The sequence below is a fragment of the Streptomyces sp. BA2 genome (assembly GCF_009769735.1).
Lineage (GTDB): Bacteria > Actinomycetota > Actinomycetes > Streptomycetales > Streptomycetaceae > Streptomyces.
This window is the reverse complement of record NZ_WSRO01000002.1, coordinates 3,535,904-3,555,026: the sequence shown is the minus strand read 5'-3', so window position 1 is coordinate 3,555,026 and position 19,123 is coordinate 3,535,904. Positions and strand designations below refer to the sequence as shown.

Sequence of the window (19,123 nt, the reverse complement as noted above, 5' to 3'; positions counted from 1 at the left end):
GACTGAGGCGCCCCCGGCAGGACTCGAACCTGCGGCCAAGCGCTTAGAAGGCGCCTGCTCTATCCACTGAGCTACGGGGGCCGGATGGTGGCCGGTGGCCTGGAGCCCGGGTGGGGACGAGCCGTGACCTTGCCGGGGACAAGGATAGGGCTCCCGGGTCCTTGTCCCTGGTGCTTCGCCTCCGCGGCACTATGTGGAGGTTCAGTGAAGCGGTCCTGATAATCGCAGGCAGGTACGAGTCTCGCATCGCTTTTAGCGTCTCGCGCCCCGGGTGTTGTGCACTCGTTATGCCTGTGCCCCAGTCGCCCCTTCCATCCCATGTGTCCGATCGGCGCGCAGGGGTGCCCATATGCTTCAGAAAGCCGTCAAAATTGGGCATTCTTCGCATGTGGTGACCTTGGACGTACGGCCTCAACTGCTCGACGCACTATCCGCCCTGCGCGAGCGTGTCGCCGCCGCACGCTTTCCGCTCCCCTTGGAGGGGGCGCCACGCGCGCGTGCCAACCGCGACGAGCTCCTTGCCCAGCTCGACGACTACTTGGTGCCCCGCTTGCGGGCCCCCGAAGCGCCCCTGCTCGCCGTGATCGGGGGTTCCACCGGGGCGGGCAAGTCGACCCTGGTGAACTCCCTCGTCGGGCGGCAGGTCAGTGAGGCGGGTGTGCTGCGCCCGACGACCCGGACGCCGGTCCTTGTGTGCCATCCGGAGGATCATCACTGGTTCGCCGGAATGCGCGTACTGCCCGACCTCACGCGCGTGTGGGTACCCCGTCCGGAGCCTTCGGCCGGGGACGACGAGGACGACGACGGGAGCGATGACCTGCTTCCGCTGGGGCCCGACGGCGAGCAAGCGCTGCGCATCGAGACCTCGGAGACCCTGCCCCAGGGGCTCGCGCTCCTGGACGCTCCCGACGTCGACTCCCTCGTCTCCGACAACCGGATCCTCGCCGCCGAGCTGATCTCGGCGGCCGACGTCTGGGTGATGGTGACCACCGCGTCCCGGTACGCGGACGCCGTGCCCTGGCATCTGCTGCGTACCGCCAAGGAGCACGACGCCACGCTCGTCACCGTCCTCGACCGGGTGCCCCACCAGCTGGTGGCCGAGGTGTCGCGGCAGTACGGAGCGCTGCTCGTCAAAGCGGGCCTTGGCGACGTGCCGCGCTTCACCGTGCCCGAGCTGCCCGAGTCCACGGGCGGCGGCGGACTGCTTCCCGCCACCGCCGTCGCGCCGCTGCGGGCCTGGCTCACCCACCGGTCCCAGGAGCCCACGGCCCGGGCGCAGGCCATCGCGCGCACCGCGCACGGCGTCATCCAGTCCCTCAACGTGCGGGTCCCGGAGCTCGCGGGCGCCGTCGCCATCCAGTACGCGGCCGCACTGCGGCTCACGTCCGCCGTCGACGAGGCGTACGGACACGAGCACGCGCGCGTGCGGGAGCGTCTGCAGGCGGGGGCCGTCCTCGCGGGCGACGCGCTGAAGCGGTGGCGCAGCTACCCCCTGGACTGCGGCGCGGGCGAGCTCCTCGACGCCGTCGCCGAGAGCCTGGAGGCGCTGCTGCTGTGCGCGGTGACCGCCGCCGACGAGCGGATCGACGAGGCCTGGCGGCGCGAGCCGGCCGCCGCCGCCCCCGGGCTCGGTGTCCGTGACCGGTCCCTGGAGAGCGCGGAGGGCGCCGAGAGCGCCGAGCACCGCATCGGGATGGCGGTACGCCGCTGGCGACGCGTCCTGGAGGAGTACGCGGAGGAAGAGATCCGCGGGCTCGACCGGATCGAGAAGAACTTCCTCCCCGACCCCGAGATGGTGGCCGCCCTGCTCGCCACGGCCCTGCTCGGCGGGGGCCGCGGACGCTCGGCGGGCGAGACGCTCGCCGAGCGGATCGGCGCCCACGGAGCGCTCCGGCTGCGGGACCGGGGCGGACGCCTGCTCACCACCTACCTGGACAACGTCCTGGACGCGGAGCGCGAGCGACGCCTCGCCCCTCTCGACGCCCTCGACGTGAACCCCGAACCCCAGGCCGACCTGATCGCCGCGCTGTCCGTACTGCAGAAGGAGAGGTGACCGCCGTGACTGCCGTCACTGATCACACCGAGCACGAGCGGGAGCGCGAAGAGCCTCCCGAGGGGTCGAGGAGCCCCGAGGGCGCCGCGGAGGAGACCCGTGGCGGCTCGGAAGCCGTCTGGGACGACGGGCTGATCGCGCGACGCGGCGGTACCACGCGCGATGGCTCGGCTGAGGGGGCGGGCGGCGTGGCGAGGGGCGGCGCCGATGCGTATGCCCCTGCGGAGACTTCCTCCGGAGCGCTGTCCGGTACGGGTGCACCGTCCGGTACCGGTACGCAGTCCAGTACGCCATCCGGTGCTCCCTCCCGTACGCCATCCGATACCACGCCCAGCATTTCGACCGCCTACGAAGGACCCCTGCGCGCCCGGCTCGACGCCCTGCGTGAACTCGTCGGGCTCTCCCGCACCCGCCTCGACAGCGCCACGCTCGCCGAGGCGGGCCGGGTCCTCGACGAGGCCGCGGCCCGGCGCAGGCTCTCCGGGCGGCACACCGTCGTCGCCATCGCGGGTGCCACGGGGAGCGGCAAGTCGACGCTGTTCAACGCCCTGGCCGGGGTGACGATCTCGGAGACCGGCGTCCGTCGGCCGACCACGGCGGCCCCCATCGGGTGCAGTTGGACCGACGGCGCCGCAGGGCTCCTGGACCGGCTCGGCATCCCGGGGCGGCTGCGCAGACGCCCGCTCCAGGGCCCGGACATGAACACCCTGGAGGGGCTCGTCCTGATCGACCTGCCCGACCACGACTCGGCGGTCGGGGAGCACCGCGCGCACGTGGACCGGATCCTCGCGCTCGTCGACGCGGTCATCTGGGTCGTCGACCCCGAGAAGTACGCCGACGCGATGCTCCATGAGCGCTATCTACGGCCCATGGCGGGGCACGCCGAGGTCATGTTCGTCGTGCTCAACCAGGTGGACCGGCTGCCGGGCGACGCCGCCGACCAGGTGCTGGACGATCTGCGGCGGCTGCTCGACGAGGACGGCATCGCCCTGGGCGAGCACGGCGAACCAGGTGCCACCGTGCTCGCCCTCTCCGCGCTGACCGGCGACGGGGTCGATGAACTCCGGGAGTCCCTCGGCCAGTTCACCAAGGAGCGAGGCGCCGCCGCCCGGCGGATCGCTGCCGACCTGGACGCCACCGCCGACCAGCTGTGGCCGGTGTACGCGGCCGGGGCCGGGTGGCACGGAGGCCGGGGCAGGTCGTGGATCGGGCTCAGCGAAGAGGCGCGCGAGGAGTTCACCGACCGGCTCGCGGACGCGGTGGGCGCGGCGGCGGCAGGGCAGGCCGCGGAACGGGCCTGGCAGCGCAACGCGGGCAAGGCGTGCGGCACGCCCTGGCTGAGGCTGTGGCGTTGGTACGAGGCCCAGCGCTCGCCGCGGGGTATCGGCTGGCCCGTGGCGCAGGCGCCCGCGGACGAGGAGGCCACGGCTCGGCAGCGTGTCGAGCAGGCGGTGCGCACGGTGGCCGACGAGGCTGCTTCCGGGTTGCCCCAGCCCTGGGGGCAGGCCGTGCGGGAGGCCGCGGTGCGCGGCGCGGAGGGGCTGCCCGAGGCGCTCGACGAGCTGACGGCGTCGGCCGGGGTGCCGGAGGGGAGGCCTCCGCGGCCCGGGTGGTGGCCGGTCGCGGTCCTCGCCCAGGCGGCGATGACGTTGCTCCAAGTCGTGGGCGGGCTCTGGCTGGTGGCGCAGATCATCGGGATCGCGGAGCCGAATCTGGGCGTGCCGGTGCTGCTGATGCTGGCCGGCATCGTGGGCGGACCCTGCGTGGAGTGGGGGAGCCGGATGGCGGCGCGAGGGCCGGCGCGACGGTACGGCCTGGACGCGGAACGGCGGTTGCGGGAGGCGGCCGCCGGGTGCGGGCGGGCGAGGGTCCTCGATCCGGTGGCGGCGGAGCTGCTGCGGTATCTGGAGGTGCGGGAGCAGTACGTGCGGGTGACGGGGGCGGCGGTGGGCTGAGGGGGCCTCAGGGGGGCGCCGTCCGGGGGCCCGACGCGCTGTTCGGGGGGCCGGCGCGCCCCGTTCGGGTGAGGGAGTTTTCCACAACTGGCCGGTAGACCACAGGGCTCAGCGAGATCGTGCCGACCGGTCCACTCTGAGATCAAGCCGCGGGACCGACCGCCGCGGCGGCGGAAGCGGAGTGGACGAGGGAGGGGTTCGGCATGAACGAGACCTTGGTGACGGTGGTGGGGAACGTCGCGACGACGCCGGTGTTCCGGGAGTTGCCGTCCGGGCCGGTGGCCCGGTTCCGGCTCGCGGTGACGGCGCGGTACTACGACGCGGTGCAGAACGTCTGGGCGGACGGGCACACCAACTTCTTCACGGTGTGGGCGAGGCGATCGCTCGGCTCGAATGTGCAGGGTTCCCTGACGATCGGTGAACCCGTCATCGTGCAGGGCAAGTTGAAGGTGCGCGACGAGGAGCGGGGCGGCCAGCACTGGACGTCGGCGGACATCGACGCGATCGCGATCGGCCACGATCTCTCGCGCGGGACGGCGGCGTTCCGGCGCGTGCTCAAGGCGAACGCGGCACTCTCGGATCCAGCGGCGGCCCGAGAGCAGGCACTTGAGCCCGAGCCTGAGCCGGTCGGGTGAGGGGCCCGGGGTGATGGCCCGTCAGAGGCGGCGGCGGGCGGCGACCGATGTGCGGCTTATCGGCGAATGGGTGCCGTTGATTTGTCGATAAGCCCAGTTCTGAAAGGTTGTTGGCGATAACGATTCCGAGTCGGATCGGTTATCGAACGGCAGGACTGGGGACCGTGGTGTGCCGCGTCCCTAGGATGCCGAACGTAGCTAACGGGGCAGTAGGTAGTGGAGGCCACGCAGGTGGCAGGTGATTCTGCCCCTTTCGATCTGCTGGCGGGACCACCCCCCTCGATGTGAACGGGTCCCGTCCGGAGGGGAATTCTGTGTCTTTTGCGCGTTCAGTGTTGTCGGCGTTCTCTGCCTTCTCCGGGGGCCGTGCGTGCTCTGCCCCGTCCCGGGGGAGACGAGGCGCAGCGCGCCTCGCCGCGGTGACGCTGGCGACCGGAGCCCTCGCGGCGGGCGCGATAGCCACCGCGGGCCCCGCCGCGGCGGAAGAGGCTCCGCAGCGCCGGGGCGGAGCCGTCGCGACGCTGGGCGGGCTCCAGACGTACGGCCAGGCCGTCGTCCGTGACAACGGGGAGAGCCAGCAGGTGCCCGCAGGCCTCTTCGAGATGTCCGTGGACGGCGGCGGCACCCTGCAGACGTACTGCATCGACATCCACAACCCCACGCAGAAGGACGCGGAGTACCAGGAGACCCCCTGGAGCGGCACTTCGCTGAACGGCAACAAGGACGCGGGCAGGATCCGCTGGATCCTGCAGAACTCCTACCCGCAGGTGAACGACCTCGCCGCGCTGGCCCACAAGGCGGGCACACGGGCACTGACCGAGCAGGCGGCGGCGGTCGGCACGCAGGTGGCGATCTGGCGCTACTCGGACGGCGCCGAGGTGGAGGCGGTCGACCCGCAGGCCGAGAAGCTCGCGGACTACCTCTACAAGAGCGCTCGCGGTTCGGCGGAGCCCAAGGCGTCGCTGACCCTCGACCCGCCCGCGGTCTCCGGGCGCGCGGGGGAGCGGGTCGGTCCGGTCACCGTGCGGACGGACGCGGACGCCGTGTCCGTGACCCCGCCCGCGGACTCCGTGGCCAGCGGAGTGAAGGTCGTCGGCAAGGACGGCAAGCCCGTCACCTCCGCGGCCAACGGCAGCCGGCTGTTCTTCGACATCCCCAAGGACGCCCCGGACGGCTCGGCGGCGCTCGCCGTACAGGCGTCGACCACGATTCCGGTCGGCCGGGCCTTCGCCTCCGAGACCCGGAGCCAGACACAGATCCTCGCGGGCTCCAGCGAGTCCACGGTCTCCGCGAGTGCGAGCGCCACCTGGGCCAAGGAGGGCGCGATACCGGCGCTGTCCGCGGAGAAGAACTGCGCCAAGAGCGGCGTGGACATCACGGCGAGCAACAAGGGCGACCGGCCGTTCACCTTCCGCCTCATGGGCGCCAAGCACACCATCGAGGCCGGCGCGTCGCGAACGGTGACGATCCCGCTTCAGGAGGACCAGCCCTACGACTTCACGATCAAGGGCCCGAACGGCTTCGAGAAGCGGTTCAAGGGCGTACTCGACTGCCAGACCGAGGGCAGCGCGATCGGCAGCAAGACAGAGCCGGTGTCCGACCCGAGCCCGGCATCAGCGGGAGGCACGAGCACAGGCGGCGGCGACCTCGCGGAAACGGGCGGCTCCAGCGCGACCCCGATGATCGCCGGAATAGCGGTCCTCATGGTCGTACTCGGCGCGGCAGCGATGTTCCTCCTCCGCAAGAAGAAGGACCCGACGGCCACGGAGACGCCGACCGAGGACTGATCGGTGCGATCGGTGCGATCCCCGGCAGACCGTTCCCGGCAGATCATGGCAGTCAGTGATCTGCCGGTTACCCAAGTCGCCGGTGAACGTCCAGCTCATGGCCCCCCGGCCATACTGGTTTCCTCCGGGAGGTGGCTGTCAGGCAAGATGGGGTGTATCTGCCCACTCACTGATTGCCGGACGGTTTCTCTTGGCTGAGTACATCTACACCATGCGCAAGACGCGCAAGGCGCACGGCGACAAGGTGATTCTCGATGACGTCACCTTGAGCTTCCTCCCTGGCGCGAAGATCGGTGTCGTGGGCCCCAACGGCGCCGGTAAGTCCACGGTGCTGAAGATCATGGCCGGGCTCGAGCAGCCGTCCAACGGTGACGCGTTCCTCTCGCCCGGTTACAGCGTCGGCATCCTCATGCAGGAGCCGCAGCTCGACGAGTCGAAGACCGTCCTGGAGAACGTCCAGGACGGCGCCGCCGAGATCATGGGCAAGCTCAAGCGCTTCAACGAGGTCGCCGAGCTCATGGCGACCGACTACTCGGACGCGCTCATGGAAGAGATGGGCAAGCTCCAGGAGGACCTGGACCACGCCAACGCATGGGACCTCGACGCCCAGCTCGAGCAGGCCATGGACGCGCTCGGCTGCCCGCCCGGCGACTGGCCCGTCACCACCCTCTCCGGCGGTGAGAAGCGCCGCGTCGCGCTCTGCAAGCTCCTCATCGAGGCGCCCGACCTGCTGCTCCTCGACGAGCCCACCAACCACCTCGACGCCGAGTCGGTGAACTGGCTGGAGCAGCACCTCGCGAAGTACGCGGGCTGCGTCATCGCCGTCACCCACGACCGGTACTTCCTCGACAACGTCGCCCAGTGGATCCTTGAGCTCGACCGTGGTCGCGCCATCGCCTACGAGGGCAACTACTCCACGTACCTGGAGAAGAAGCAGACCCGTCTCAAGGTCGAGGGCCGCAAGGACGAGAAGCGCGCCAAGCGCCTCAAGGAAGAGCTCGAGTGGGTGCGGTCCAACGCCAAGGGGCGTCAGGCCAAGTCCAAGGCCCGTCTCGCGCGCTACGAGGAAATGGCCGCCGAGGCGGACAAGATGCGGAAGCTGGACTTCGAGGAGATCCAGATTCCGCCGGGCCCGCGGCTGGGTTCGATCGTCGTCGAGGTCGAGAATCTGTCGAAGGCCTTCGGTGACAAGGTGCTTGTCGACGACCTCAGCTTCTCGCTGCCGCGCAACGGCATCGTCGGCATCATCGGTCCGAACGGCGCGGGCAAGACCACGCTGTTCAAGATGATCCAGGGCCTGGAGGAGCCGGACTCCGGCAGCATCAAGGTCGGCGACACGGTCAAGGTCAGCTACGTCGACCAGGGCCGCGCCAACATCGACCCGAAGAAGACCCTCTGGGCCGTGGTGAGCGACGAGCTCGACTACATCAATGTCGGGCAGGTCGAGATGCCCTCGCGGGCGTACGTCTCCGCCTTCGGCTTCAAGGGGCCGGACCAGCAGAAGCCTGCCGGTGTGCTCTCCGGTGGTGAGCGCAACCGCCTCAACCTGGCGCTGACCCTCAAGGAGGGCGGCAACCTCCTCCTCCTCGACGAGCCGACGAACGACCTCGACGTCGAGACCCTGTCGTCGCTCGAGAACGCACTGCTCGAGTTCCCCGGTGCGGCTGTCGTGATCTCCCACGACCGGTGGTTCCTTGACCGAGTCGCCACGCACATCCTCGCCTACGAGGGTGACTCCTCGTGGTACTGGTTCGAGGGCAACTTCGAGTCGTACGAGAAGAACAAGATCGAGCGCTTGGGCGCCGACGCGGCCCGTCCGCACCGTGCCACTTACAAGAAGCTCACCCGAGGCTGAGACTGAGACTGACATGAGTCGGCATATTTACAGCTGCCCCCTCCGGTGGTCGGACATGGATGCCTTCGGGCACGTCAACAACGCCGTCTTCCTGCGGTACTTGGAAGAGGCGCGGATCGACTTCATGTTCCGGCTCGCACCGGGGGACGGCAGCCCGTCGTTCTCGGGCGGGTCCGTCGTGGCCCGCCATGAGATCGACTACGTACGGCCGTTGGTCCACCGGCACTCGCCGGTGACCATCGAGTCGTGGGTGACGAAGATAGGCGCTGCCTCGCTCACCATCTCGTACGAGGTCAAGGACCCCGAGCAGGTGTACGTGCGGGCCACGACGATAGTCGTCCCCTTCAACCTGGAGGCGCAGCGGCCGCGGCGGATCACCGCCGAGGAGAAGGCCGTGCTCCTGACGTTCATGGACGACGCCACCGACGACGGTGCGGAGGCGCTCGTCGCATGACGGCGCAGCTGCACTTCGCCGACGCCGGGGAGGCGGGGGATCTCGCCGCCTTCCTGGCCCGGCTCATCCACTACGACAAGGCCGCGGCGGTCCGGCTGCAGGCGGCGGGCGACACGCTCGCCGTGTTCGGCAGGCCGCCGTCGTTCGAAGTGCTCGCCATCCGTACGGCGCGGCTCGCGAAGCCGTACGAGTACGGGCTCGACTCCTCGCTCGATGTCACCGTCTCCGCCGGTGAACTCCTCGAATCCGTGGGGGAGTCGGCGGAGTCCGTCGAGTCGGCGGGCGTGGCCTCCGTGCCGCAGGCCGTCACCGGGCCGCCGTGGGCCGGAGTTCTTCCGCCGCGCGGCGGCTGGCAGCCGGAGCGGGGGCTTCCGCCGGTGGACGCCGTGCGGGGGCTTGTCGCGGCCGCGGTCGGCGAATTCAAGTCCCGGGTCGAGGAGTTGCCGCAGGAGCGGCGGGTCCGGGCCGAGCTCGACGGGCTGGGCCGGGAGATCTGGTCCAGGACCATCGGGGACACGGGCCTGCCCGTGCGGGCCGCGCATGCCGCGCAGGCCCTGGGGTTCCTGCGGGGGGACTCGCTCGACCTGCTGTCCTCCGGTGCGTGGCTGCGGCTGCGTACGAACTACGGGTCGATCGCCGTGCGCCGGGCCGGAGTCGGCGGCCTCTCGGTGACGCCGGCCTAGCGGCCGGGTCACCGAGTGAGCACCGCACGAGGGTGGAGAGCCGTCAGCCCTCGGAGTTGACCATGGACGCCGCCGCGTACGTCAGGTAGTTCCACAGCGTCCGCTCGTGCTCCTCGGAGAGCTTCAGCTCCTCGACGGCGCTCCGCATGTGCTTCAGCCAGGCGTCGTGCGCGGCCCTGTCGACGGTGAACGGGGCGTGACGCATCCGCAGCCGGGGGTGGCCGCGGTTGTCGCTGTACGTGCGAGGGCCGCCCCAGTACTGCATCAGGAACAGCGCGAGGCGCTCCTCGGCCGGGCCCAGATCCTCCTCCGGGTACATCGGCCGCAGCAGCGGGTCCTCCGCGACTCCCTGGTAGAAGAAGTGCACCAGGCGCCTGAAGGTCTCCTCGCCGCCGACCTGTTCGTAGAAGGTCTGCTCCTGAAGCGTGCCGCGCGGGATCTCTTTCACACCGTCCATGGTCTCAGACGAGGCGACCGAGGACGGAAGGCTTAGGACCGACGGCCTGCGGACCGGCACTGATTCCCCACCCACCGGGACCGATCTCCTCCGGATCGGTACGTTTCGTCGCTCGCATCGCGGGCCATACCGCAGCACAGTGGCTATATGGGACCCACAGTCGACCCACTGCTCGCCGCGGAGGCCGGATCCGCCCTGGTGCGCGAGATCGAGGCGAGCGGTGCCTGGACGCGGGACCCCGGCCTTCGCGCCGCGTTCGAGCACGTCCCACGGCACCTCTTCGTGCCGTACTACTACGTCGCGTCCTCGGGCGGCGGCTACGAACGCCTCTGGGGCGAGGACCCCGACCCCGCACGCCGGGCACGCTGGCTGCGCGGCGCCTACGCGGACGCCCCGCTCGCCACCCGCGTACGGGACGGAGAGCTGCTCTCGTCCAGCAGCCAGCCCTCCCTGATGGCGAAGATGCTGGAGGAGCTCGACCTGCGCGACGGGGACTGCGACGTCCTGGAGATCGGCGCGGGCACCGGCTACAACGCGGCCCTGCTCGCCCACCGGGTCGGCGATGAGCACGTGACCACCGTCGATCTGGACCCGGAGATCACCGAGTCCGCGCGGCGGCACCTCACGGCAGCCGGGTACCACCCGGCGGTCGTCACCGGTGACGGCACCGCGGGGTGTCCCGAGCGCGCTCCGTACGACCGGATCATCGCGACCTGCACCCTGGCCTCCGTGCCGCGCCCCTGGCTGGCGCAGAGCCGCCCCGGCGCCCGCATCCTGACCCCGCTGGCCACCGGCCTGATCGCGCTGACGGTGCGGGACGCCGAGCACGCCGAGGGCCGCTTCCTGCACACCCCCGCGTACTTCGTGCCCCTGCGGGGAGGCAGCAGAAGGGCCCCGCACGAGCAGCACCTCGGGGGGCTGCCGCGCAGGGCCCTGCAGAACGAACTCTTCCGCTTCTTGCTGGAGCTGACCGCGGGCAGCCTCGACCCCTACGAGGCCCTCGCCCTGTGGCAGCGCGAGGACCGGCCGGTGCGCGAGCGGTTCGGGGTCACCGTCAGCGGGCCGCACGAGTGGGCCTGGCTCGACGACCCCGAAGGGCCGTACGCCTGGCCACTCGCGTGAGCCCTTGTGCGGCGATCCTCAGCTGTGCCGGATCGTGATCGTCGTCCAGGCGCCCACGTGCACCCGGTCGCCGTCCTGGAGCGGCACAGGGACGAACGGCTGGATGGGCTCCTCGCCGTTGTTGACCGTGGTGCCGTTGGTCGAGTTCTGGTCGACGACCGCCCAGGTGCCGTCCGGCTGCTGGACCAGGACCGCGTGCTGGTGCGATACGCCCGGGTCCTCCGGCGGCACCGACAGGTCGATGTCCGGGGTGTCGCCGGTGGAGTGCCTGCGGCGGCCGATGGTGATCTGGTTGCCGGCCAGCGGGCGCTGCTGCTCGGGCGAGTACGCGGGCAGGTTCAGGCCCGACGCCTCGGGACCGCTGCGGTGCATCATCGCCATGAAGTACTCACGGTCAGGACCGATCGTCGCTGACCAGGAGACCGTGCCGGTGCCGGGACCGGGCACCGCCTGATAGCCGGGAGGGCCCTGTGGCGCCTGCGTCTGCTGAGGCGGCTGCTGGCCCGGCTGCGGCTGGCCCCACTCGCCCTGCTCGGGAGCCTGCGGGGCGCCGGGCGCCGGAGCGGACGACGAGGGCGGCGGGAGCACCCAGTCGTCACCGCCGCCGAAGGACGGGCCGGGCGGAGGCGGAGGGGTCCCCGTCTCCTGCGGGAACGCGGGCGGCGCCGGCGGACCCTGCTGCTGGAACGCCTGCGGAGGCTGGCCCGACGGGTCGCCGCTGTAGGGCGGCGGGGGCGCCTCGCCGCCGTACGGCGGGGGCACCTGACCGGACGGGTTGCCGTTGCCGAACGGCGGGATCGGCTCGGCGGGACGGTTCATCTGCGAGGGCCGCGAGCCCTGGTATCCGAACGGATCCTGGCCGGGCTGGGTGCCGGGCTGGCCGGGCTGGCCGCCCGGCGGCTGCTGGAACTGCTGCGCCGGGTTCGGCGCGGGCGGGTGCGGGGCGGCCGGGGTGTACGAGGTCGCCGTGTTCGTCAGGAAGTTCCAGCGGCACTCCTCGCAGAACGGCGCGTTCGCCTCGCGGGGCGTGCGGCACTGCGGGCAGAGCTCGGCCTCGGCGGCCTGGTCCGGCACGGACGACAGGTGCGGGCGGCCCTGGTTCTGCTGGGGATAGCCGTATCCGGAGTCCTGGCCGGGGCCGGGCGGCGGCGGATAGCCGTAGCCCGGCGCGCCCGGGGGCGGCGGGGGAGGCGGCGGCGGTACGGCACCGGCCATGCGGTGACCGCAGACCTCGCACCAGTCGTCGGAACCCGACTGGTGTCCGTTCGGGCAGGTCGGCATGTCGGCGCTTCCCCCTCTCCTTCTCCGGCCCAAGGGCCGTACGTGCTGTTGTGGGGCTACTGATGAGTATGAGTGCTACTGGGTGGTGCTACTTCTTCACACTGCTACTTCTTCACGCGAACCGTCTTCGTGGACCGCGTCTCGAGAGTCATCTCGTCGGCCTCGGCAACCCTCGCCTTCAATCGAACAGTACCTGCCACGGCGTCGACCACGTCGACCACCTTCGAAAGCAGCTTCGCGGTGTCCTCGTTGCCCGAGGCGCTGGCGAGCTGAACGGCACGGCCCAGTTTGGCCGTTGCTCCGTCCATATCTCCCGACTTGCGCGCATCGAGGCCCTGCTGGATCACCTGGGCCAGTTCCGCCTGGCCGGTGTAGTGCGCCACCTGCGGGTTGATCGACGTCGAAGCGGACATGTCATCCGTCCACACGGCCCGCACCAGACCCTGCGAGAGCGTCTGTGCGCTGCCGTCCGGCTGCGGCACGATCAGCGAGACGCGGGCCGCGAGCATCTCCTGGCCCAGCTCGGCGTTCGGCACCTCGACACAGATGTGGTAGTCGCGGGACTCATCGCCCCAGGACCCCGTGGGATAGTCACCGGCGCGCGGTCCCGCCTCCGTACGGCGGTCGGTCAACTCCTCGACCGTGGGCGCCACTTGCTTGACGAACTTGATCTCCGCGCCCATCGGCGTCCACAGCCGCAGGCTGACGTCGGCGACCTCCTTGCCCATCGCCGCCTCCATCATCTGCGTGAAGTCGGCGGAGAGCCCCGAGGGGTCGGCGACGATGTCGGCCGTGCCGAGGAGCGCCGAGGCGATGCCGGTGACCTCCTTGACCTCCCAGTCGGTGCCGACACCGCGGGCGTCGCAGGTGAAGCGGCCCGCGCAGGCGTCGAGGGAGGCCTGGAGGTCCTCAGGTGACTCGTGTTCATTGCGGCCGTCCGTCAGCACGATTCCGTGCCGTATCGAGACATCGGCCGAGGCCAGGAGCCGGTCGGCCAGGCGCAGCCAGGTGCCGATCGCCGTGCCGCCGCCCGCGCTGAGCTTGCGCAGCGCCTGCTTGGCCTGCTCCCGGGTCCGTGAGTCGGCGACCGCGAGGCCGCCGTTTCCCGGATAGACCTCCTTGGCGACATGGGTGCCGCCGATCACCGCGAAGTGGACTCCGTCACGTACGGCGTCGATGGCGGCGGCCGTGGCGTCACGGGCGCCGCGCATCTTCGTCGGCGGATAGTCCATCGATCCTGAACAGTCGACCATGATCGCCACGGCCGCGTCCGGGGTCTGCCCCGCCGAGTAGAGGTGCGGGGCGCTCACCGCGGACCCCACCGTGCCCCCGCCGGTCGAGGTGACCGTGGCGATCGCGTTGACCTCGCGGCCGCCCTCCGGGAGGTACTCGTTCTGGTACACGTCGACCGAGAACTGCGGCACGTTCGACTTCGAGAAGTTGGCCATGGATCCCTGCTCCCCCTAGACGTTCCCACCGGCTTCCCCAAGCCGGTGGGTGACAAGTGCGCGTGGCAGGCACCCCGTTGAGGGAGCCTCCGCTAGGCCGATCCTGCCCCTTGCGGCACGAGACGGAACGGCAGAATCGCCACTGTTACGTTGTCGTGGCCACCGCCGTCCAGCGCGTGGCCGACCAGCACCTGGGCGCTGTGCAGCGGGCGCAGGGCGGAGTCGACGGGCACGGCCTGTGCCATTTCCTCCACCGCCTCCGCGTAGTTCCAGAGTCCGTCCGTGCATACGACCACTACACCCGCACGGTCCGGCTTGAAGGAAGCGGTGTGCGGCTCCAGTTCGTACGCGTCGGCGCCGAGCCATCCCGTGATGGCGTGGGCGCGCTCGTCGGCGTACGCCTCCGCCTCGTTCATCAGGCCCGCGGCCACCATCTGCGCGGCCCACGAGTCGTCCTCGGTGAGCCGGACCGTCGGGCCGCTGCGGTCGTCGGGGACCCAGTAGGCACGGCTGTCGCCGACCCAGCCGACGACCAGGAGGCCACCGGCGACGATCGAACCGACGAGCGTGCACGCGGGCGCGTTCTGGTGCGGGGAGTGCTCCCTGGCCTGAGTGGGCTCCGCGGCAAGGGCGTTGACGGCGTCGGACGCCGCCAGGATCGCGTCGTGCATGGCCTGCTGCGGGTGCGTGCCGCGCGGCAGGGCGGACAGGAGCGATTCGTTGGCCGCGCGGGACGCGGCGAGCGAGGCCTCGTCGGGGCGGGTCGCGGACGAGACGCCGTCACAGACGATCGCGACGACGGCGGGGGAGCCGTCCGGCAGCGCGGCCGACGAGATGGCGAACGCGTCCTCGTTGCGGTGGTGGCGCAGGCCCCGGTCGCTGACCGCGGCGACCGCGTCGAGCTCCTGCTCCATGTGGTCGCGCTCGCGCGGCTGGGCGTGCCCGCAGTTCTCGCAGTAGCCGTCCGGGTCCACGCGGCCCGAACGGCACGCCACGCAGAGCTTGGTGCCCGCGGGCGGCGTGGGGTCGGGTGGCGCGACCGTCCTGGGGTCCGCGGGCTCCGGCGGGGAGCCGGGGGCGGGCAGGGGGTACTCGTCCGGCTCGGCGGGCTGCGCGACGGGGGCGTCGGTCCGTACGTCCCCCGCGTTCGGGGAGAGCTCGCCGCCCGACGACTCCGTGACCGGCAGGTCGGTGGGCAGGTGCGCGGGCACCGGCATGTCGGAGCTGTCCACGTCCGGGGCGATGGGCCACTGCGACGACGCGTCCGGCGGTGGCGCCGACGACGAGCCGTTCATCGCGACGGTGGGGCGGTCGTCCGACCCGGCCGGCTGCGCCGACAGGTCGTACCCGCACGCCCCGCAGAACAGGTCACCCGATTCCAGCGGCTCTTCGCAGCCGGGGCACGTGGAACCTGCCCCGGCAGTCTGCTGGTGCATCTGCGACATCTTCACACCCACGTCCGAGGGCGGAAACGGTTGGCCCGCTCCACCAGTTCGATCCTCTCCTGGCCACCTTGTGCGAGCCGGGCGAGCGTTCGGTACGAGCGCTCAAGGCCGAACCGGAGGCCCCGCTCGTCCAGGTCGCTGCCGAGCAGCACGGTCCGCGAGCCGCCTGCCGGTGCAGCGGGTGCTGCCGGCGGGACGGTGGCGTGACCAGGATGCCTACCGGAGAGTACCCAGTCCAACGCGGTGCCAAGGACCTCGGTGGAGAGCCGCTCGCGGCGCACCGCGTCGAGGCCGAAGCCCGCGAGGGCCTCCACCTGGCCCGCCGCCGCCGTCAGGTCGCCGAGGAAGTCGGACAAAGGGGTGCCGGGCGACGGCGCGGTGTCCAACGTCATACGGTGCCGCAGCCTCGCCCGCACCGCTGCGACGCGGGCCGCCGTGTAGTGGATCGAGGCCTCGGGCACCGACTCCAACGTATGCACGGCGCCGCGCCGGTCGCCCGATGCGAGCTGCACGCGGGCCAGGCCGAACGCCGCGCTGACATAGCTCGGGTCGGTGGCCCACACCAGGCGGTAGTACTCGGCCGCGTTGTCCAGCTGCTCAAGGACCTCCGCGCAGACGCCGAGGGCCAGCTTGGGCGCGGGCTCGCCGGGGAACGCGTCGTACACGGCGTCGAAGGACAGCGCCGCGTTCTCGTGGTCGCCGGTCGCCAGCGAGGCGACGCCGCGGTACCAGACCACCCGCCAGTCGTCCGGATGCTGCACTTCGAGCTCGGTCAACGCCTGGGCGGCGGGCTCCAGTTCACCCATGGCGAGGCGGGCCCGGAGCCCGCGTAGCCGCAGCTCCACGGAGTCGTTGGGCGCGGCCCGCAGCGCGGTGATCAGCTCGGCGGGCGCGGAGGCCATGAGACCGGCGAGGAACCCGGCGTTCGGGTCGTTCGGGTCGACGCGCGGCACCGGCAGGGCGAGCGCCGTCGCGGGGGCGTCCAGCGGCCGGACGATCCGGGCCGGCGGCGCGGCGGGCGGCACGGGCGGCGCGGTGATCGCCGGGGTGCCGTTGCCGCTGCTGCCGCCCGCGGTCAGCTCGGCGCGGGTCCCGCGCCGGCCCGCGGGCAGCACCCGTACCCCGAACTGCGAGACGTCCCCGGTCAGTTCCGCGAACAGCTCCGTGTCCGTGACCTTCACTTCGGGCCCGAACAGCGTCGAGAGCGCGGGCCGCGGCCGACCCGTCTGGAGCGCCACGACCTCCCTCAGGACACCCGTGAGCTGCTCCGCCATCTCCTGCGCCGAGGCGAACCTGCGGGCCGGGTCCGGGTCGGTCGCGCGCACCAACAGGCGGTAGAACGACTCGTACGTACGGAAGACCTCGATGTTGTCGGGGTCCGGCAGCGAGTCCACGAAGACGTTCGTGTAGCCCTGGAAGTCGAAGGTGAGCACGGCCAGGGTGCGCGCCACCGTGTAGAGGTCGGAGGCCACCGACGGGCCGAGCTCGGCGACTTCGGGGCCCTGATAGCCGACGGTGCCGTAGATCGCGGACTCGTCGTCGTCCATGCGGCGGACCGCGCCCATGTCGATCAGCTTGAGCTGGTCCTCGGTCTGGATCGCGTTGTCGACCTTGAAGTCGCAGTACAGGAGATTGCGGCTGTGCAGATGGCCGAGGGCCTCAAGGGCCTCGATGCCGAACGCGCAGGCCTGCTCCACGGGCAGCGGATCGCGCTTGCCGTGCGCCGTGCGGCGTTCGTTGGCGATCTCCTTGAGGGACTTGCCGCCGACGTACTCCATGACGATGTAGCCGTCCATGGAGCCCGTGCGCTGGTCGAGGTGCTCGACGAAGTTGTAGATGCGCACGATGTTGCTGTGCTCGATCTCGGCGAGGAAGCGGCGCTCGGAGATCGCGGCGGCCATCGCGTCCTGGTCGCCCGTGTCGAGCAGACCCTTGAGGACCACCCAGCGGTCGGACACCGCTCGGTCGACGGCGAGATACACCCAGCCGAGCCCGCCGTGCGCCAGACAGCCCACGACCTCGTACTGGCCGTGCACGATGTCGCCCGCGTTCAGCTTCGGCACGAACGAGTACGGGTGGCCGCACTTGGTGCAGAACCCCTCGGTGCGGCCGGGCCTGTCCCCCCGCGCGCGGCCCACCGGCGCCCCGCAGTCGGAGCGCGAGCAGAACCGCTTGCGCTCGGGAACCTCGGGGTTCTCCTGCACCGCCTGGCGAGGATCGGGGCGCGGCACCTCGGGCACCTGCACCAGGCCGATGCCCAGCCTGCTGCGGGCCGACGAACCCGCCCCGGAGCCGGAACTGCGCACCGAGACCGAGCGGGACGTCGAGCTGCCGGACAGCGAGCGCGAGAGGCGCCCCGACACCGACCTGCGCGAGGACTGGGACCGCGACGAGCGTGACGACGCGCGCGAACTTGACCGGGAGCTGCTGCTGCCCGACCCTTTGCCGCCGCCGGTGATGCCGGTCGGGGGAGAGGACACCATGCCCGTCGGCGAGACGACCGGGGCCAGGCCACAGGTGTCGCAGTACAGCTCGCCGCCGCCCACGTCCTCGTACGACCCTGTGCATCCGGGTCGCTGGCACTTTTGCTGCTCACTCATGCTTCCCCCCTCCGGTCGGTGGGACCGCCCTGTTGCGGGACCCTCGATGCAAGGACTTCCGCGGCTGCCTGCTGATAACGAAGCACCGCCTGTTCGGCGACGCGCAGATCGCAGGGCGCGCTCCACAGCATCCGGCGCGCCGCGTCGTACCGCTCGATCAGGAGCGGGTCCTCCGCGTGGCCGAGACGGGCGACCTTCGCCTTGTACGCGTCCAGGCGCCCGCGCAGCTCCGCGCGGACCGCGAGGGGCTGGGTGACGGCCGTCAACGACTCGCGGGCACGAAGCAGTTCGTCCTCGGCCTTCTCCTCCAGGGACTCCAGGAGAGGGGAGAGCCGGTGCCACTGGGCGTGCCTGCGGTAGTCGGACGCCATCGCGAGCTGCTCCTGCAGCGCCGTCGACGGGCCGCTGACGGCGGGCACCTCGGACGCGGCGATCTTGGCGAGGACCTCGCCGCGCGCGGAGCGAGCCTCGGCCAGCGTGCGGTCCGCGCGCGAGAGCACGTCACGGAGCCTGCCGAGGCGCAGCTCCGCGTCCTGCCGGACGGTGAGCACCGCGTCGATCTCACGGCGTACGTCCTCCAGGGCACGGGCCTCGCGGTCGTACCGCTCGGTGTGCGGACGGCCGCCACCGGGGGCCGAACTGCCCTGCGCGGGCTGCCAGAAGGCCAGCGGATCGGAGATCACCTGCTCGCGAAGGAGCGTCAGCTCCGCCGTGATCCGCTCCAGGTCGTCGCCCGAGGGGTGCTCACCGGGACGTACTCCCACGGAGTGGGCGAGCTGGCGGGTGCGCTGGAGTTCGGCCGACAGGAGGTCGATCCGGGCGGGCAGCGCGGACCAGACCGCGTCGGCGGCGACGACCATGTCGAGCGAGTGCGCGTACAGGTCGTTCATCCGCGAGACGAGGTCGATGAGCGTGAAGCGTTCGGTGAGCTTGGCCGGTCCTGTGATCGAGGCCGACGGCGCGGGGGCGGCGCCGCCGGCGACGGTGACGCTCTCACCGCGCAGCAGCTCGGTCAGCTCCACCAGGTCGTCCCTGTTGGGCCAGCGTCTGCGGGCCCGCACCTCGTGCGCGGCGCGCAGGGCGGCTGCGTACGCGTCGAAGTACGCCCACAGGAGGGTGATCTGCTGCTCGGTGGACTGCCAGCGCTCCTGTGTGGTGCCGGTGAGACCGGCGCCTTCGAGGAGTCGGCGGCCCGCGTGATCCTGAAGGGCGAGGAGAGAGGTCTCGATCGCCTCGTGCTCGGCGTCGAGCCGCGCCAGCGCACGGTCCACCTCGTCCCGGTCCATCACAGGACCGGGGGGTCCCGCGACGCTCATCGATCACCTCTCCGCTCTGCGTTGCTGTGCAC

General features: G+C 71.4%; 14 protein-coding genes and 1 tRNA gene. 8 read left to right on the top strand and 7 right to left on the bottom strand.

Going from position 1 to position 19,123, the window contains the following annotated elements:
• Positions 1-8: 8 nt before the first annotated feature.
• A tRNA-Arg gene (locus E5671_RS18645) sits at positions 9-81 on the bottom strand.
• 307 nt (positions 82-388) lie between these two features.
• Here E5671_RS18645 and E5671_RS18640 point away from each other — a divergent pair.
• The 7 genes from E5671_RS18640 to E5671_RS18610 all read left to right on the top strand — a co-directional run bounded on the left by E5671_RS18640 (position 389) and on the right by E5671_RS18610 (position 9,422).
• Positions 389-2,053 carry a dynamin family protein gene (locus E5671_RS18640; protein ID WP_160505094.1) on the top strand — a complete coding sequence of 555 codons (1,665 nt, stop codon included), beginning with the start codon at positions 389-391 and terminating at the stop codon, positions 2,051-2,053.
• Positions 2,054-2,058: 5 nt separating this feature from the next.
• Positions 2,059-4,008 (top strand): GTPase, encoded by a 1,950-nt coding sequence (locus E5671_RS18635; protein ID WP_160505093.1) that lies wholly within the window; start codon positions 2,059-2,061, stop codon positions 4,006-4,008.
• 203 nt (positions 4,009-4,211) lie between these two features.
• Positions 4,212-4,643 (top strand): single-stranded DNA-binding protein, encoded by a 432-nt coding sequence (locus tag E5671_RS18630; RefSeq protein WP_160505092.1) that lies wholly within the window; start codon positions 4,212-4,214, stop codon positions 4,641-4,643.
• A 332-nt stretch (positions 4,644-4,975) separates the two neighbouring features.
• Entirely contained in the window at positions 4,976-6,430 is a 1,455-nt protein-coding gene (locus E5671_RS18625; RefSeq protein WP_160510276.1) for a Cys-Gln thioester bond-forming surface protein, read from the top strand.
• Between the two features lie 190 nt (positions 6,431-6,620).
• Positions 6,621-8,285 (top strand): energy-dependent translational throttle protein EttA, encoded by a 1,665-nt coding sequence (gene ettA, locus E5671_RS18620; RefSeq protein WP_160505091.1) that lies wholly within the window; start codon positions 6,621-6,623, stop codon positions 8,283-8,285.
• Positions 8,286-8,298: 13 nt separating this feature from the next.
• A complete protein-coding gene (locus E5671_RS18615) occupies positions 8,299-8,739 on the top strand; it encodes an acyl-CoA thioesterase (RefSeq protein WP_160505090.1) in 441 nt (146 codons plus the stop codon).
• A complete protein-coding gene (locus tag E5671_RS18610; RefSeq protein ID WP_160505089.1) occupies positions 8,736-9,422 on the top strand; it encodes a hypothetical protein in 687 nt (228 codons plus the stop codon). Before E5671_RS18615 ends, E5671_RS18610 begins: the two co-directional genes overlap by 4 nt.
• Positions 9,423-9,465: 43 nt before the next feature.
• On the opposite strand, the gene E5671_RS18605 is transcribed toward E5671_RS18610, so the two are convergent.
• Complete coding sequence (locus E5671_RS18605) at positions 9,466-9,879, bottom strand: globin (protein WP_202121170.1); 414 nt, start codon at positions 9,877-9,879, stop codon at positions 9,466-9,468.
• A 147-nt stretch (positions 9,880-10,026) separates the two neighbouring features.
• Between E5671_RS18605 and E5671_RS18600 the strand changes: the two genes are divergently transcribed.
• Entirely contained in the window at positions 10,027-11,001 is a 975-nt protein-coding gene (locus E5671_RS18600) for a methyltransferase domain-containing protein (RefSeq protein ID WP_160505088.1), read from the top strand.
• Between the two features lie 18 nt (positions 11,002-11,019).
• Here the strand turns inward: E5671_RS18600 and E5671_RS18595 are convergent, their stop codons facing one another.
• From E5671_RS18595 to E5671_RS18575, 5 genes are all read right to left on the bottom strand, one after another.
• Positions 11,020-12,282 carry an FHA domain-containing protein gene (locus E5671_RS18595; RefSeq protein WP_160505087.1) on the bottom strand — a complete coding sequence of 421 codons (1,263 nt, stop codon included), beginning with the start codon at positions 12,280-12,282 and terminating at the stop codon, positions 11,020-11,022.
• 104 nt (positions 12,283-12,386) lie between these two features.
• Positions 12,387-13,730 carry a VWA domain-containing protein gene (locus E5671_RS18590; protein WP_160505086.1) on the bottom strand — a complete coding sequence of 448 codons (1,344 nt, stop codon included), beginning with the start codon at positions 13,728-13,730 and terminating at the stop codon, positions 12,387-12,389.
• Between the two features lie 92 nt (positions 13,731-13,822).
• Positions 13,823-15,175: a PP2C family protein-serine/threonine phosphatase gene (locus E5671_RS18585; RefSeq protein ID WP_202121169.1), complete on the bottom strand. Its 1,353-nt coding sequence runs from the start codon at positions 15,173-15,175 to the stop codon at positions 13,823-13,825.
• A 2-nt stretch (positions 15,176-15,177) separates the two neighbouring features.
• A complete protein-coding gene (locus E5671_RS18580) occupies positions 15,178-17,775 on the bottom strand; it encodes a serine/threonine-protein kinase (RefSeq protein ID WP_160505084.1) in 2,598 nt (865 codons plus the stop codon).
• On the bottom strand, positions 17,772-19,091 hold the full coding sequence (locus E5671_RS18575) for a hypothetical protein (RefSeq protein WP_160505083.1): 1,320 nt from the start codon (positions 19,089-19,091) through the stop codon (positions 17,772-17,774). The genes E5671_RS18580 and E5671_RS18575 overlap by 4 nt, the downstream gene beginning before the upstream one ends.
• Positions 19,092-19,123: the final 32 nt, after the last annotated feature.

Excerpts from the sequence above, each read along its gene's own strand:
- E5671_RS18630 (WP_160505092.1), top strand. The coding sequence starts at position 4,212 with ATGAACGAGACCTTGGTGACGGTGGTGGGGAACGTCGCGACGACGCCG.
- E5671_RS18615 (WP_160505090.1), top strand. The coding sequence starts at position 8,299 with ATGAGTCGGCATATTTACAGCTGCCCCCTCCGGTGGTCGGACATGGAT.
- E5671_RS18610 (WP_160505089.1), top strand. The coding sequence starts at position 8,736 with ATGACGGCGCAGCTGCACTTCGCCGACGCCGGGGAGGCGGGGGATCTC.
- E5671_RS18605 (WP_202121170.1), bottom strand. The coding sequence starts at position 9,879 with ATGGACGGTGTGAAAGAGATCCCGCGCGGCACGCTTCAGGAGCAGACC.
- E5671_RS18600 (WP_160505088.1), top strand. The coding sequence starts at position 10,027 with ATGGGACCCACAGTCGACCCACTGCTCGCCGCGGAGGCCGGATCCGCC.
- E5671_RS18595 (WP_160505087.1), bottom strand. The coding sequence starts at position 12,282 with ATGCCGACCTGCCCGAACGGACACCAGTCGGGTTCCGACGACTGGTGC.
- E5671_RS18590 (WP_160505086.1), bottom strand. The coding sequence starts at position 13,730 with ATGGCCAACTTCTCGAAGTCGAACGTGCCGCAGTTCTCGGTCGACGTG.
- E5671_RS18585 (WP_202121169.1), bottom strand. The coding sequence starts at position 15,175 with ATGTCGCAGATGCACCAGCAGACTGCCGGGGCAGGTTCCACGTGCCCC.
- E5671_RS18580 (WP_160505084.1), bottom strand. The coding sequence starts at position 17,775 with ATGAGTGAGCAGCAAAAGTGCCAGCGACCCGGATGCACAGGGTCGTAC.
- E5671_RS18575 (WP_160505083.1), bottom strand. The coding sequence starts at position 19,091 with ATGAGCGTCGCGGGACCCCCCGGTCCTGTGATGGACCGGGACGAGGTG.